17 protein-coding genes are annotated in these 13,622 nt (G+C 46.9%); 14 read left to right on the forward strand and 3 right to left on the reverse strand.

The window, feature by feature from the left end; genetic code table 11:
• The 4 genes from KNQ05_RS09390 to KNQ05_RS09405 all read left to right on the forward strand — a co-directional run bounded on the left by KNQ05_RS09390 (position 1) and on the right by KNQ05_RS09405 (position 2,492).
• Positions 1 to 582, forward strand: a complete 582-nt coding sequence (locus tag KNQ05_RS09390; protein ID WP_029333155.1) for a CDP-alcohol phosphatidyltransferase family protein — start codon at positions 1 to 3, stop codon at positions 580 to 582.
• Positions 579 to 1,163, forward strand: a complete 585-nt coding sequence (locus KNQ05_RS09395) for an NUDIX hydrolase (RefSeq protein ID WP_214805211.1) — start codon at positions 579 to 581, stop codon at positions 1,161 to 1,163. The genes KNQ05_RS09390 and KNQ05_RS09395 overlap by 4 nt, the downstream gene beginning before the upstream one ends.
• Before the next feature lie 127 nt (positions 1,164 to 1,290).
• Positions 1,291 to 1,827 (forward strand): PadR family transcriptional regulator, encoded by a 537-nt coding sequence (locus tag KNQ05_RS09400; protein WP_088836684.1) that lies wholly within the window; start codon positions 1,291 to 1,293, stop codon positions 1,825 to 1,827.
• A gap of 26 nt (positions 1,828 to 1,853) precedes the next feature.
• Complete coding sequence (locus KNQ05_RS09405) at positions 1,854 to 2,492, forward strand: hypothetical protein (protein ID WP_214805213.1); 639 nt, start codon at positions 1,854 to 1,856, stop codon at positions 2,490 to 2,492.
• 427 nt (positions 2,493 to 2,919) lie between these two features.
• Here KNQ05_RS09405 and KNQ05_RS09410 read toward each other — a convergent pair whose 3' ends face one another.
• On the reverse strand, positions 2,920 to 3,576 hold the full coding sequence (locus KNQ05_RS09410; RefSeq protein ID WP_029333159.1) for a type 1 glutamine amidotransferase domain-containing protein: 657 nt from the start codon (positions 3,574 to 3,576) through the stop codon (positions 2,920 to 2,922).
• A gap of 68 nt (positions 3,577 to 3,644) precedes the next feature.
• Positions 3,645 to 4,499 (reverse strand): aldo/keto reductase, encoded by an 855-nt coding sequence (locus KNQ05_RS09415; RefSeq protein WP_214805215.1) that lies wholly within the window; start codon positions 4,497 to 4,499, stop codon positions 3,645 to 3,647.
• A 197-nt stretch (positions 4,500 to 4,696) separates the two neighbouring features.
• On the opposite strand from KNQ05_RS09415, the gene KNQ05_RS09420 reads away from it, so the two are divergent.
• The 10 genes from KNQ05_RS09420 to KNQ05_RS09465 all read left to right on the forward strand — a co-directional run bounded on the left by KNQ05_RS09420 (position 4,697) and on the right by KNQ05_RS09465 (position 13,044).
• A complete protein-coding gene (locus KNQ05_RS09420) occupies positions 4,697 to 5,227 on the forward strand; it encodes an NUDIX domain-containing protein (RefSeq protein WP_088836687.1) in 531 nt (176 codons plus the stop codon).
• A 102-nt stretch (positions 5,228 to 5,329) separates the two neighbouring features.
• Positions 5,330 to 5,812 carry a ferric iron uptake transcriptional regulator gene (gene fur / locus KNQ05_RS09425; RefSeq protein ID WP_088836688.1) on the forward strand — a complete coding sequence of 161 codons (483 nt, stop codon included), beginning with the start codon at positions 5,330 to 5,332 and terminating at the stop codon, positions 5,810 to 5,812.
• Positions 5,813 to 5,936: 124 nt separating this feature from the next.
• Complete coding sequence (xerD, locus tag KNQ05_RS09430; protein WP_088836689.1) at positions 5,937 to 6,821, forward strand: site-specific tyrosine recombinase XerD; 885 nt, start codon at positions 5,937 to 5,939, stop codon at positions 6,819 to 6,821.
• Between the two features lie 116 nt (positions 6,822 to 6,937).
• The gene (gene deoB / locus KNQ05_RS09435; RefSeq protein WP_088836690.1) at positions 6,938 to 8,110 is read left to right on the forward strand and encodes a phosphopentomutase; all 1,173 of its coding nucleotides are present in this window, start codon (positions 6,938 to 6,940) and stop codon (positions 8,108 to 8,110) included.
• A 20-nt stretch (positions 8,111 to 8,130) separates the two neighbouring features.
• The gene (locus KNQ05_RS09440; protein WP_029333165.1) at positions 8,131 to 8,943 is read left to right on the forward strand and encodes a purine-nucleoside phosphorylase; all 813 of its coding nucleotides are present in this window, start codon (positions 8,131 to 8,133) and stop codon (positions 8,941 to 8,943) included.
• 26 nt (positions 8,944 to 8,969) lie between these two features.
• On the forward strand, positions 8,970 to 10,271 hold the full coding sequence (locus KNQ05_RS09445; protein WP_088836691.1) for a pyrimidine-nucleoside phosphorylase: 1,302 nt from the start codon (positions 8,970 to 8,972) through the stop codon (positions 10,269 to 10,271).
• A gap of 97 nt (positions 10,272 to 10,368) precedes the next feature.
• Positions 10,369 to 11,373, forward strand: coding sequence for a S66 family peptidase (locus KNQ05_RS09450; protein WP_214771635.1), 1,005 nt, complete (start codon positions 10,369 to 10,371; stop codon positions 11,371 to 11,373).
• 106 nt (positions 11,374 to 11,479) lie between these two features.
• On the forward strand, positions 11,480 to 11,917 hold the full coding sequence (locus KNQ05_RS09455; RefSeq protein ID WP_088836693.1) for a peptidylprolyl isomerase: 438 nt from the start codon (positions 11,480 to 11,482) through the stop codon (positions 11,915 to 11,917).
• Between the two features lie 97 nt (positions 11,918 to 12,014).
• On the forward strand, positions 12,015 to 12,545 hold the full coding sequence (locus KNQ05_RS09460; RefSeq protein WP_088836694.1) for a type 1 glutamine amidotransferase domain-containing protein: 531 nt from the start codon (positions 12,015 to 12,017) through the stop codon (positions 12,543 to 12,545).
• A gap of 151 nt (positions 12,546 to 12,696) precedes the next feature.
• Entirely contained in the window at positions 12,697 to 13,044 is a 348-nt protein-coding gene (locus KNQ05_RS09465; RefSeq protein WP_088836695.1) for a GNAT family N-acetyltransferase, read from the forward strand.
• A gap of 20 nt (positions 13,045 to 13,064) precedes the next feature.
• Here KNQ05_RS09465 and KNQ05_RS09470 read toward each other — a convergent pair whose 3' ends face one another.
• Positions 13,065 to 13,538, reverse strand: a complete 474-nt coding sequence (locus tag KNQ05_RS09470; RefSeq protein ID WP_029333171.1) for a DUF309 domain-containing protein — start codon at positions 13,536 to 13,538, stop codon at positions 13,065 to 13,067.
• Between the last annotated feature and the right edge of the window lie 84 nt (positions 13,539 to 13,622).

Consider the following 13,622-nt stretch of genomic DNA (forward strand, 5'->3'; position numbering starts at 1 on the left):
ATGTTAGATACACGAGCACGAAAGATGGTCCAACCTGTGTTCGACCAAGCGGCGACCGGTTTGAAAAAGCTTGGTCTGTCGGCGAATCAAGTCACAATCATTTCCGGCATCATCGGAGGGGCAACAGGATTCTTCGTCTACAATGACATGATGGGAATTGCGATTCTCTTATTGTGGATTTCTGGAATGCTTGATGTCGTCGATGGGACGATGGCACGTCGCGAAAAACCGACAGCGATTGGAACGATCCTTGATCTTGTACTAGATCGAATCGTCGAGTTGTCCGTGCTGATCGGGATTGCGCTTCGTTTTCCGGAAACACAAATCGTCATGCTCTTTTTAATTGCGTCCTTTGTCATCGGTATGACGATGTTTCTCGCAATTGGGGCAGTCAGTGAAAATTATGGCATCAAGTCCTTCCAATACCAGCCGGGTCTCGTTGAACGGACGGAGGGGTTCTTGTTTTTAACGGCAATGCTGTTATTCCCAAGTGCAATCATCTGGATTGCGATCGTCTTCTTGATTGCAGAACTGTATACGGTAGGCGAGCGCTTCTATCAAGCCTCTAAGGTGCTGGGATGAGTGAACAGGAGTTAATCATGGTCACGGATCAGGCCGGGCATCCATTATTCACGGCGTCACGAAACCGGGTACATGCTGAAGGGTTATGGCATGAGACGTTCCACTGCTTCGTCGTGAATCGAGAGCAACGAATCGTTCTTCTTCAAGAACGGGCGACTGAAAAAAAGGATTTTCCAAATTGTCTCGACATTACAGCGGCAGGACATTTACTTGCCGGTGAAACCGTTGCTGATGGTGTTCGTGAACTCGAAGAAGAGCTCGGACTCGTCCGGGCGATGGATCAGTTGGAGCACGTTGGTATTTTTCTAGAAGAACTGACGTTGCCGGGATTCATTGATCGCGAGCGGACTCAGGTCTTTTTGACGGAATCGAACCAAGCCATTTCTGACTATCATTTACAAGCGACTGAAGTCAAACGGCTGGTCGCTTTTTCATTCGACGCATTTGCTACGTTAGGTGACGAAACGACAACGGAAGTCGTCAGCATCGAGGGTGAACGTTTCGGGCGGAACCGCTTCGTCCCGCATCCGCCGGAGTACTGGGCGATGGTCGAACGAAGCATTGAACAATCTAGCATGTGACAGGAGGAACTGTAGATGAGACAGCGATCTACAGTTTTTTTTTGCTTAAAAAAGTACAAAGTGGCGTAATGCAACGTAATTTGAGATAATTAACAATATATATTATTGATGAAAGAAGGTGCAGCCAGTGGGATTACGATTCGCACTGCTCGGACTGCTAACCCAGGGAGAAGCGACAGGCTATGATTTAAGTACGACGTTCAAAAAACAGATGACGCATTTTTGGACAGCACACCATACGCAAATTTATCGAGAATTATTAAAAATGGAAGAAGCATCACTCGTGACGAGTGTTCATATCGTCCAGGAGGATCTTCCAGATAAAAAAGTCTATTCGATTACAGATAAAGGCCAAACAGAGCTCGTCGCCTGGCTGCGGGCACCGAGTGAATTTAAGCCGAAAATGAAAGATGAGAACTTAATGCGCGTGTCGTTGTTACACCTCTTGCCGCTCGAGGAAGCGATCGCTTACCTTGAAGAATCAAAACGGCATCATCAATTTGCGGTCGACATGATGCAAGTGTGGCGAAAAGATCATTTAGAGAACGGGGCGACACTCGGGGAGACATTGACGAGTGAATACGGTCTACGGATGATGCTGAATTACCTCGATTGGTGTGACTGGGCAATCGAAGAAATCAAGAGAAGTCAAACGAGTGTTTGATTGTGATGGGATAGGGAGTAGAGAACGTGAGTGTATTTAAAGATTATCAAGACTGGCTGGACGAAGAGACGGAGGACATCATCAAACGACATGCAACATATGCCGCCGCTGAATTGAAATTAGGTGGAGAAGTCGGAGACTACTATGTTGATGCGGGGCTAATCGATCAATTCGTCATGCGACATGTCTCGTGGTTGTCGATCAGTGAAATCGAAGACATTCTGACAGAGTCTGAAAACAGCGACCGTGTGGAACTTCTCGAACCAACAGATCACGAAGAAGATATGCAACGTCAGCAAGCAGAACACGTGTTACGAATGGATGTAAAAGAAATGTTGGCGTCAAAAACACGCCCCTTCGTCGACGAACGATTACAGGCGTTCACTCAACAGATTCGTCCGCTTCAAGACCGTCAGGCAGAAGCGCAGGCGGCATTCGATGAAATCGAACGGACGATTGAGACAGGACCAGCACCAAAAATCATTCCGAAGCGTTGGTATCGACGGGAACGTGTGGTTGAACAGTCGTTTACCGATGAAGAGCGTACGAACCTTGACGAGCAGCTTGAAGCACGACAGCAGCAGCTCGTTATTGAAGACCGCACGGTTGCGGCAGCCGAACGTGAAATACTGATGCTTCAGCGGGCGCTTAACGAAGGGAAATGACCCGAAGCGAAAACAGCACCTCCAGCTTCGTTCAGTGGAGGTGCTGTTTTGCATGTAGACAACGTCACGTGGGGGGAGAAAAGCACGCAAAGACGCATTTTTTCCCGTAGAAGTCGACGAAAAGGGACGCCTTTCAGGTGGACCGTCTTGAATCGTTTCCAAAACGACAGAGTATCTTCACTGATCTTAAAGAAAGCTAAAAAAATCTCGCTTTCTAATCTAATCGCTTCCTAGTGGAAAGCAAACAGGAGCGACCCTGCAGCTTTGCTGTAGCGGCGCGATGTTTGCCACAGGAAGACGATTAGGAAGGAAAGAGAGAGCAAAAAAAGATGGAAAATCACATTCAAGTGATCTTCCATCTAAGTTTGTCTACACGCTGAGCACTTCCACTGATGTTCAGTGGAAGTGCTCAGCATCAATTAAAATTTTAGACAGTCGCGAGTTTAGCGACGATCAATTTAGCGACAGCTTCACTTGAAGCTGGGTTTTGACCTGTGATGACGTTGCCATCGATGACTGCGAATTCTTTACCTGCGTCTGAAGTCAAGAACGTTGCACCTTCATTACGCAACGTTGTTTCGAGTAAGAATGGAACTTTCTCTTCAAGACCTGTTGATTTTTCTTCTTCATCTGTAAAGCCGTTGATTTGACGACCTTCGACGAATGGTTTGCCATCAATCATGACGTGAGCGAAAGCGGCAGGTCCGTGACAAACAGATGCGACGATTCCGTCTTTCTTGACCATTGCTTCGATTGCACCGGCAACTTGTGGATTGTTCGGGAAGTCAACGACCGCACCGTGTCCACCCGGGAAATAAACAGCGTCGAACGATGAAGGATCGACTGTTGAGAGTGAAGCTGTATCTTTTAGTGCTTTACGTGCGTCTTGGAACTTCGGCAGAATTTCTTTGACGAGTGATGCTTTATCGATTGGGACGTCGCCACCTTTAACAGAAACAACAGTGACGTCATGTCCTGCTTCATTAAATAAGTTAAACGGTGCAGCAAACTCTTCGAACCAAAGTCCTGTTGCGTGTCCGTTCATGTCATCCGCGCTTGTTGAAACGATTAAAATACGTGCCATAATAAAATTCCTCCTCTAGGGTTAACGTTACAAATAAGAGGATTCCCCGGCTTGCTAAAACTCAAACCTTATTGATGTGCTGTATAAGGATGGACCGGCAATGTCTTCAGGACGTGATTGATTTGTTCAAGCGTGACGGGTTCCCGCATCGCCTTGAGATTGGCCTGTAATTGCGACACGCTCGACGCACCAGGCAGGACGATTGCGGCTTGTTGATCGATTGCTTGGAGAGCGAGCGCGGGTAGTGGGTAGTCTTGCAAGAAATTCAATGTTTCTTCGAGTTTTTCTTTATTAAATTGCTCGAACTGGTCAACGGATTGGAGGCGCGACGTACTCTCAGTCGTCAATAATCCTTTTGCGAGCGGACCACGAGCGACTACCTTGACATTTTTTTCATTGAGTAAAGGCAAGAGTGCTTCGATGCGCCGATCGAGTAACGAGTAAGGTGTCATCAAATAATCGAGATCACTATGCTCGAGCCAATACTTAATGACGTTCGGCCGTAAAGAAGAAAGACCATAGGCCTTAATCTTACCGTCTGCTTTTAAATCCTTCACGGCTTGAATCGATGCATCGAGGTCGTCTTCCATCGTTCCGCCGTGGACATAATAGAGATCGAGGTAAGGTGTTTCGAGTCGGTTCAGACTTTCAAGACATGCTTGTTTTAAGTACTCGTAACTCGGATCCCACGTCCAACCCGTTCCCGTTGCATTCATTCGGTTCCCGCCTTTAGAGGCGAGGAAAATCCGGCTGCGGTCTTCTTGCGAAAATGTCTGTCCAATCAACGATTCGACGGCTCCGTTCGCGTAGACGTCCGCTGTGTCAAAATGAATGACCCCTTCGTCGAGCGCTGTACGGAGGATTTCTGTTGCTTCTTCTTGTCCGCGTTTTAATATTGTCATTGTGCCTAATCCGAGTCCCATGACTAATCCCTCATTTCTTTCGATATGTGCTACTACAGAACAGTTTATCATATTTATTTCTCCGTCCCCCTGTTGAGGAACTGTTTCATATTTTGAGTTTGAAAAAACAAACTTGCATCAGGAATCAGATAACAGGCATACTGAATAAGAAGAATAAATTACGGCGCGGATAGTTATAGAAGGAAGAGGTGTTCGGAATGGAAGAAAAAACAATCGAACGAGAAGTCATTTATGAAGGAAAAGTCTTTAATGTCGAAAAGCATGTCGTCAGCTTACCAAACGGTAATACATCAGTGCGCGAGCTCGTTTATCATAACGGAGCCGTCGCCATCATCGCCTTTGATGAAAAAGGTGATTTGATTGTCGTCGAGCAGTACCGCAAAGCATTCGAACAGCTATCGATTGAAATTCCTGCGGGAAAACTTGAGGCGGGTGAGAATCCAATTGATTGTGCCGGAAGAGAATTGAAAGAAGAAACAGGTTACGCGGCAGAAGAATTGAAACATGTCTTCGATTTTTACGGGGCACCGGGATTTTGCAGCGAACGCGTACATATATATGAAGCAATCGGTTTGACGGCTGGTGAACGTCAGCTGGATGCAGATGAATTCCTTGAAAACCAGACATTGTCACTTGACCGGGCCTTAGAACTGATTGCAAATGGCACGATTGTCGATGCAAAAACAATCATGGCGATTCAACATTGGCACATCCGTACATTAAAATGATTCTAATTTGGTTGATTTTCAGTTGATAATCATTTTAATTTGAAAATTGATTGAGAATCAGCTATGATAAAAGCATCAGTTTCGACCTAAGGGGGCGCTATGATGGAAAGTCGTGTTGAACGCATTAAAAAACAGCTGAGCGGTAAAGGATATAAGCTGACTCCCCAACGTGAAGCGACTGTGCGTATCCTGCTAGAACATGAGTCGGATCACCTCAGTGCTGAAAATGTCTTTTTATTAGTGAAAGAAAAAAACTCTGATATTGGACTCGCGACCGTGTACCGGACGCTCGAATTATTGACGGAGCTTGAAGTCGTCGATAAGGTCAACTTCGGAGATGGCGTATCTCGATTCGATTTACGACAAGAAGGGGCGAGTCACTCGCATCACCACCTTGTATGTATCGAATGTGGTTCCGTCGAAGAAATTTTAGATGATATGTTAGAAGATGTCGAAAAAGAAATCGTCTCGCGGTTTCACTTTAAAATTAAAGATCATCGCTTGACCTTCCACGGAGTTTGCCGTGTTTGTCAGGAGCGTCATGCACGTGAAGCGCTTGAACAAACGCAAACACAAACTGTCTAACCGTCCTTCCACACACAGGGCGGTTTTTTCTTTTTGAAAATATAGGTCAGACCTCTTCACAACGGTTTACACCTTTGATATGATGGGAAAGTAAGCGATTTCTTAAGCCAAGAGGATGAATTCAGTGAGACAACAACTGGAAGCATTTATCAACTATCTCGTCATTGAACGGCAAATGTCAGGAAATACGGCAGCAGCCTATCGAAATGATTTAAACCAGTATCTTCATTCGCTCGAACAAGCAGGGGTGACTTCGCTTGAATTCGTGACACGACATCATATCGTGCTCCATATCGAGAGCTTGTTGAACGCTCAAAAGTCACGGTCGACGGTCAGACGGGCGACGAGTTCGATCCGTTCGTTCCATCAATATTTGGTCGAAGAGCGTCAAGTGGAGAGTGATCCGTCACGTCATTTGGATTTACCGAAACCAGAAAAAAAGCTCCCGGTCGTCTGGAGTCAAACGGACGTCGTTAAGTTGCTTGATTCCGTGGTCGGAAACGATCCGCTCGTCAGACGGGATGCGGCGATGCTTGAACTGTTATACGGTACCGGTATGCGGGTCAGTGAACTGCTACAGTTGACGTTAAACGATCTGCAGCTCGAACTCGGTTACTTATCGTGTCTTGGGAAAGGGAACAAAACGCGAATCATTCCAATCAGCACGACAGCGATTGAGAGCGTCACGACCTATCTCGAATTAGCACGAAACAGTTTAGGGGGCCAGCAAACGGATTATGTCTTCTTGAATAGTCGGGGAAGCCGGTTATCGCGACAAGGTTTTTGGAAGATGATTAAACGACGTGCAAGAGAAGCGGGTATTGAAAAAGAGATTACGCCACATGTGCTCCGTCATTCATTCGCTACTCATCTACTTGAAAATGGTGCAGATTTACGGGTTGTCCAAGAGATGCTCGGTCATGCCGACTTGTCGACGACGCAAATGTACACGCATGTCAACAAAGGTCGGTTACATGAAGTCTATAAGAATCATCATCCACGTGCATGATGTTCCTTATAAAACAAAGGTCTGACTTCAGACAAATGAAGCGTTTTGTCTAGTCGGTTTGTGGGAAAATCATTAGGGCAGTCGTTCATTACAGTACGTATTAGGAGGAAATACAAATGGCACAACAATTCAAACGTGTATTTTTAGTCGTCATGGATTCTGTTGGTATCGGTGAAGCACCCGATGCGGAACAATTTGGAGATTTAGGAGCACATACGCTTGGTCACATCGGAGAGCATATGAATGGCTTGAATATTCCGAACCTGGAAAAGCTTGGTCTCGCGCATATTGAAGCCGTTCAAGGTGTTTCGGCTGATGCCGCACCAATCGCATCATACGGTAAAATGGAAGAAGTATCGGCGGGGAAAGATACGATGACGGGACACTGGGAGATCATGGGTCTTCGCATCGATACACCATTCCGTGTCTTTGAAAAATTCCCGGCTGACTTGATTGACCGTCTTGAAGCATTCTCTGGTCGGAAAATCATCGGTAACAAACCAGCTTCTGGTACGGAAATCTTAGATGAGCTTGGTCAAGAACACGTCGAAACGGGCGCATTGATCGTCTATACATCTGCTGACTCTGTCTTACAGATTGCAGCTCACGAAGAAGTCGTCCCACTCGAAGAACTTTACCGGATTTGTGAATATGCACGTGATATCACGCGCGACGATCCATACATGCTCGGTCGCATCATCGCACGTCCATTCCTTGGGGAGCAAGGCGCATGGGTTCGGACATCGAACCGTCACGACTATGCCTTAAAACCGTTTGACCGGACTGTCATGAATGAGCTTGAGACAGCTGGATTCGATGTCATTTCGCTCGGTAAAATCGCTGACATCTTTGACGGTGAAGGTGTGACGGATGCAATTCGTACGAAATCGAACATGGACGGAATGGACCAACTCGTTGGTCAACTCGAACGTGACTTCACAGGGCTTTGCTTCTTGAACCTTGTTGACTTCGATGCCTTGTTCGGACATCGTCGTGACCCGCAAGGTTACGGGGATGCACTTGAAGAATTTGATGCACGTCTCCCGGAAGTATTCGAGCGGATGCAAGAAGATGATCTCTTAATCATTACAGCTGACCACGGAAACGATCCGATTCACGCTGGAACAGATCACACGCGTGAGTACGTCCCGCTTCTTGCGTACCAAAAGAGCGGTGTCGCAAACGATTTAGGAACGCGTGCAACATTTGCTGATCTTGGAGCGACGGTTGCTGCAAACTTCGGTGTTAAAATGCCGGCACACGGAAAAAGCTTTTTAACAGAACTTTAATTTCAAAGGAGCGATTTTGGATGACAGTCAACTGGAATGAAACACGTTCATATTTAGAAAGTAAAATGCAGGCAAAGCCGGAAATCGGTTTGATTCTCGGATCAGGTCTCGGCGTACTGGCTGATGAAATTGAAAATCCAATCGCGATTCCGTATGGCGATATTCCGAACTTCCCTGTTTCGACAGTGGAAGGACATGCGGGACAACTCGTCTTCGGGACGCTCGAAGGCAAACAAGTCGTCGCGATGCAAGGACGATTCCACTTCTATGAAGGCTACTCGATGGAAATGGTCACATTCCCAGTTCGTGTCATGAAAGCAATCGGCGTCGAAACATTAATCGTGACGAATGCAGCGGGTGCTTGTAATGAAGCATTCGAACCGGGAGATCTCATGTTGATCACAGATCACATCAATTTCTTCGGAACGAATCCGTTGATCGGAAAAAACGTCGATGAGATGGGACCACGTTTCCCGGACATGTCGAAGCCGTATGATAAAGAATTACTGGAACTTGCCCAAGCGACGGCAGATGAGCTCGGAATCAATGTTCGTCAAGGCGTTTACTTCGGCAACACCGGTCCGACATATGAAACGCCGGCTGAAGTCAAAATGGCACGGATGCTTGGTGGAGATGTCGTCGGCATGTCGACGGTTCCTGAAGTCATCGTCGCACGTCACTCAGACATGCGCGTACTCGGAATCTCATGTGTATCAAACATGGCAGCAGGTATCTTAGATCAGCCGCTCCATCACGATGAAGTCATCGAAACGACGGAACGGGTCCGGGCACACTTCCTGTCGCTCGTTCGTGGTTCGATCAAAAAAATGTAACAACACCTTAGAGGAGGAAATAGATTATGCGTATGGTAGATTTGATTGCAACGAAACGAGACGGCGGCGAGTTACCAACAGCCGATATTAAAGCAATGGTCGAAGGATTCACGAACGGGGACGTTCCGGATTATCAAATGTCAGCCATGTCGATGGCCATTTTTTATCAAGGGATGTCAGATCGTGAAATCGCAGATTTGACGATGGCGATGGTCGAATCAGGTGACGTCATCGACTTATCACGGATTCACGGCAAAAAAGTCGACAAACACTCAACAGGCGGCGTCGGCGATAAAATCAGTCTGATTGTTGCACCACTCGTCGCGTCAATCGGAATTCCGGTTGCGAAGATGAGCGGACGCGGTCTTGGTCATACAGGTGGAACAATCGATAAATTGGAAGCCTTCCCTGGTTTCGATGTTGAATTATCGGAAGAAGCCTTCGTCAGCCAAGTCAACGACATCAAGATGGCAATCATCGGTCAGACCGGGAACTTAACACCTGCTGACAAAAAACTTTACGCATTACGTGACGTGACAGCAACAGTCAATTCGATTCCGTTGATTGCAAGTTCAATCATGTCGAAAAAAATTGCGGCCGGCGCTGATAGCATCGTTCTTGATGTTAAAACGGGTTCAGGTGCTTTCATGAAGTCGTTTGAGGACGCGAAAGCACTTGCGACAGAGATGGTTTCAATCGGGAAAAGTGTCAACCGGAAAACGATTGCCGTCATCACGGACATGGATCAGCCACTCGGAAACGAAATCGGGAACGCAAACGAAGTCAAAGAAGCAATCGAAGTCTTACAAGGTAAAGATGTGCGTGACTTGAAAGTCATCGCCTTGACGATTGCCTCACATATGGCAGTCCTTGGTGAGTTCTACCCGACGTTCGACGAAGCGTATGCCGATCTCGAGACACGCCTCGCGAACGGTGCAGCACTCGACGTCTTTAAAAAGTTCATCGCAGCGCAAGGTGGCGACGCGTCACTCGTTGACGATATGTCAAAAGCACTTGAAACGAAATACCAAAAAGACTTCGTGGCATCAAAAGCAGGTTATGTCTCTGAAATCATCGCCGATGAAGTTGGTGTCGCAGCGATGATTCTTGGAGCGGGCCGAGCGACGAAAACAGACGTCATCGATCATGCAGCAAGCGTCACGTTATTGAAAAAAGTCGGCGATCGTGTTGAAGTCGGCGATGTCATCGCGACACTTCGTTCGAATAAAGAAACGCTTGATCAAGCAATTGAGAAAATGGATCATGCGTATCATATCAGTGAAACGAAACCGGAAGAACGTCCGCTCGTTCACGCTGTCATCGATTAAATCATGTAAAGTAGCAAGTTGGGTCTTCTTCCCAATTTGCTACTTTTTTTGTTATGATGAAAGTCAGGTTTTTCCAAAAGAAGAAGGAGGAAAAAAGATGAAACCAGCTCGATTAAAAGAAGGCGATACAATCGCGATCGTGTCACCCGCATCAGCGATTGCAGCCTACGTGCCGCGCCGATTGCAACGCGGCATTGAAACATTGGAACGGATGGGCTTTCAGGTCCTTGTGATGCCGAATGCGACGGCAGTCCATAGTCATACGGCAGGAACGATTGGCGAACGGGTGCAAGACTTACATATGGCGTTTCGCGATCCGGAAGTCAAAGCGATCATCGCGACGATCGGCGGCTTCAACTCGCATCAGCTGTTAGATGAGCTCGATTATGACTTGATTCGGGACAACCCGAAAATTTTACTCGGCTATAGTGACATCACGGCACTGCATGCTGCGATTTATGCAAAAACAGGTTTGACGACGTTTTTAGGGCCGGCGATTTTGCCGCAGTTCGGTCTACTGGACGGTCTTGACGACTATACTGAACAGTCGTTCAAGCGAACGTTGATGCAGACGGAACCGATTGGGAAAATCGTCGCCTCATCCGAGTGGACGGATGAAGTACTCCGCTGGGACGTACATGACGACCGTCCGAAAAAACGACAACCGAATGCGGGGATGTTGATTGGTCGTACAGGCGAGGGGACAGGACCGATTCTTGCCGGAAACTGTGGCACACTCTTGTTACTTGCAGGTACATCGTATATGCCGTCTTTCGAAGATGTTGTCTTGATGCTCGAAGATGACGGAAGCGAAACACCGGAAACGATCGACCGTTATTTTACACAGTTGCGGCATCTTGGTGTGTATGATGAGATTTCAGCACTCGTTATCGGCCGGTTCGAGAGTCAGGTCGATTTTGATCCGGACTTTACATTGAAAGACATCATTTTACGGGCAACACGCGGCTACGACTTCCCGATTGTCCTCGACGCTGACTTCGGTCATACGGATCCGGTTCTGACATTGCCACTCGGTGTAACAGCTTCCGTTCGTGTCGGTGATGAAATTGAAATTGAAATAGTAGATTCTGCCGTCAACTGAGTAAAAAACCTGCGTTTTCCGAAAAAATTTGGTACACTGTTCCATGGAGTCACAAGTTGCTTGTGACGAACACCATTAGCTGAAAAGCGCGAAAGGTTGGTATACAATGCAAAAAACTGGATATATCTTATTAGAAGACGGAAATAAAATTGATTTTGAACTCTTTAACGACGATGCACCGATTACAACAGAAAACTTCGAGAGCCTTGCGAACTCGAACTTCTACGATGGATTGAACTTCCACCGTGTCATCCCGGGCTTCGTCTCACAAGGCGGCTGCCCAATCGGGAACGGTACAGGCGGTTCTGGGAAAACAATCCCATGTGAAACGTCAACTTCGTACCCGCACAAACATAAAGCAGGTTCACTCTCGATGGCGCACGCTGGTCGCGACACAGGTTCGAGTCAGTTCTTCGTCGTTCACGAGCCGCAACCGCACCTTGACGGTGTGCATACAGTCTTCGGACAAGTCACTTCAGGACTTGAGCATGCTCAAAAAATGAAGCAAGGCGCAGGCATTAAAGAAATTCGCGTAGAAGCATAAGTGTCTGACTCCTCTTCAACTAGAAGGGGAGTTTTTGTTTTTTAGACTAAGGGAACAGATAATAAGGCACAAATAGAATTTCAGGAGGCGTTTCATGATGCGTTTACAAGGTAAAAAAGTGATTCAACTCGTCAGTAATGATTTTGAGGATTTAGAGTTATGGTACCCGGTCCACCGGTTACGTGAAGAAGGGGCAACGGTCGACATCGTGGGTGAGAAAGCAAATGAAAAGTATATCGGGAAATACGGTGTTCCAATCGTCTCCGACATCGCGTTTGCTGACATTAATCCAGCAGACTACGACGCGATTCTCGTTCCGGGTGGTTGGTCACCGGATTTATTACGGCGGTTTGATTCGGTCTTGAAAATGGTCCGACACTTCGACGAACAAAAACAGCCGATTGGTCAAATCTGTCATGCGGGATGGGTTTTAATTTCAGCAGATGTACTCAAAGGTGTCAACGTCACGAGTACCCCGGGGATTAAAGACGACATGACGAATGCGGGCGCAGTGTGGCACGATGAGCCGGTCGTCGTCGACGGACACATCGTCTCAAGTCGGAGACCGCCCGATCTACCTGACTATATGCGTGAATTCATCGCCGTGTTAGAAAAGTCGAAGTCATAATTCGGAAAAGGTGGGGTGAAGTGATTCACTCCTTCTTTTTGTCCTTCTCGACAAAAAAATGAAGTAATTCTAGCCGATAAGGTGTAGAATAAATGAGTCTCAGTCGTTCATGGTCCTGAGAGTTGTTGAAATTAGGAAGGTGTAGAATCAGATGCTAGTAAAATATAAGAAGCTGAATGAACGGACCGCGATGGGGTTAATCGCCTTTTCGTGTGAAGTGAAGGATCCGAAGTATTTGCTTGAAACGGTTCAAGCCTATGAACAAGAAGAAGATCGTCAATTGTATCTTTACAAACAGGATGAAGACTTCGTAGGAGTGATCGGTTTTCAATTAGTGGATGGCCACGCTGAATTGAGCCACATCGCATTGTCTCCATCGTTCCGCGGGGAGCGGATGTCGTACACATTACTCGACGCTGCGGCGAAGATGATGCGTCTCGATATCATCGGCTCGACTGAAGAAACAAGTCGTCTTGTTGAAAAGTGGAAAAATCAATGAAAAAAACCGGTCCGTTTATTTCAGGGCCGGTTTTTCCATTTCCCGCGATTTTTAAGTGCGGCTTGCCTTGCGTCGATGACGTCTTGCCGGTTTCGTAACCGGTGTTTGTCGATTAAAAAGGTTCGATCAAGCGGTTCGAGTGATTGGGTCTTCATTCGTTGTTCGAGTCTTTCGTCTACTGGTAAATGGATTCTCCGGTATTCCGGCTCCATAAAAGCGGACTTTAACGTAAGCAGTTGCGTGGCATCGATGCCGAGTTGGGTAATTGACGCTGCATGCCGTTCGATTTTTTGAAAGGCTTTCGGATAGGTCCGCATCGCGCCGGTCACATTACCGCGCCGGTGATGATACCGGGCGACGGCTAATTGAATCAAAGCGACGAGTGATTCGTCCGTCCGATTGCCGGCTTGCCACAGTTCTTCTAATACTTCATGGCATTCGAAGTAATCTTCTTGTATATTGAATTCGAAAGTAAATTGTTCGATCGGGTGCATGAGAGCACCTCCTTTCCTTTTAATATAGCATAGTCGAACAGTAACGATGTATGGTATAATAAGGCGCAAAAAACGTTGATGGGC

Origin of the sequence: Exiguobacterium sp. s125, assembly GCF_018618605.1 — a bacterium.
GTDB classification, from domain to species: Bacteria; Bacillota; Bacilli; order Exiguobacteriales; family Exiguobacteriaceae; genus Exiguobacterium_A; species Exiguobacterium_A oxidotolerans.

What these genes read in the sequence shown, in the direction of transcription:
- KNQ05_RS09390 (WP_029333155.1), top strand. Translation starts at nt 1, where the DNA reads ATGTTAGATACACGAGCACGAAAGATGGTCCAACCTGTGTTCGACCAA.
- KNQ05_RS09395 (WP_214805211.1), top strand. Translation starts at nt 579, where the DNA reads ATGAGTGAACAGGAGTTAATCATGGTCACGGATCAGGCCGGGCATCCA.
- KNQ05_RS09410 (WP_029333159.1), bottom strand. Translation starts at nt 3,576, where the DNA reads ATGGCACGTATTTTAATCGTTTCAACAAGCGCGGATGACATGAACGGA.
- KNQ05_RS09415 (WP_214805215.1), bottom strand. Translation starts at nt 4,499, where the DNA reads ATGGGACTCGGATTAGGCACAATGACAATATTAAAACGCGGACAAGAA.
- KNQ05_RS09420 (WP_088836687.1), top strand. Translation starts at nt 4,697, where the DNA reads ATGGAAGAAAAAACAATCGAACGAGAAGTCATTTATGAAGGAAAAGTC.
- fur (WP_088836688.1), top strand. Translation starts at nt 5,330, where the DNA reads ATGGAAAGTCGTGTTGAACGCATTAAAAAACAGCTGAGCGGTAAAGGA.
- deoB (WP_088836690.1), top strand. Translation starts at nt 6,938, where the DNA reads ATGGCACAACAATTCAAACGTGTATTTTTAGTCGTCATGGATTCTGTT.
- KNQ05_RS09440 (WP_029333165.1), top strand. Translation starts at nt 8,131, where the DNA reads ATGACAGTCAACTGGAATGAAACACGTTCATATTTAGAAAGTAAAATG.
- KNQ05_RS09445 (WP_088836691.1), top strand. Translation starts at nt 8,970, where the DNA reads ATGCGTATGGTAGATTTGATTGCAACGAAACGAGACGGCGGCGAGTTA.
- KNQ05_RS09450 (WP_214771635.1), top strand. Translation starts at nt 10,369, where the DNA reads ATGAAACCAGCTCGATTAAAAGAAGGCGATACAATCGCGATCGTGTCA.
- KNQ05_RS09455 (WP_088836693.1), top strand. Translation starts at nt 11,480, where the DNA reads ATGCAAAAAACTGGATATATCTTATTAGAAGACGGAAATAAAATTGAT.
- KNQ05_RS09460 (WP_088836694.1), top strand. Translation starts at nt 12,015, where the DNA reads ATGCGTTTACAAGGTAAAAAAGTGATTCAACTCGTCAGTAATGATTTT.
- KNQ05_RS09465 (WP_088836695.1), top strand. Translation starts at nt 12,697, where the DNA reads ATGCTAGTAAAATATAAGAAGCTGAATGAACGGACCGCGATGGGGTTA.
- KNQ05_RS09470 (WP_029333171.1), bottom strand. Translation starts at nt 13,538, where the DNA reads ATGCACCCGATCGAACAATTTACTTTCGAATTCAATATACAAGAAGAT.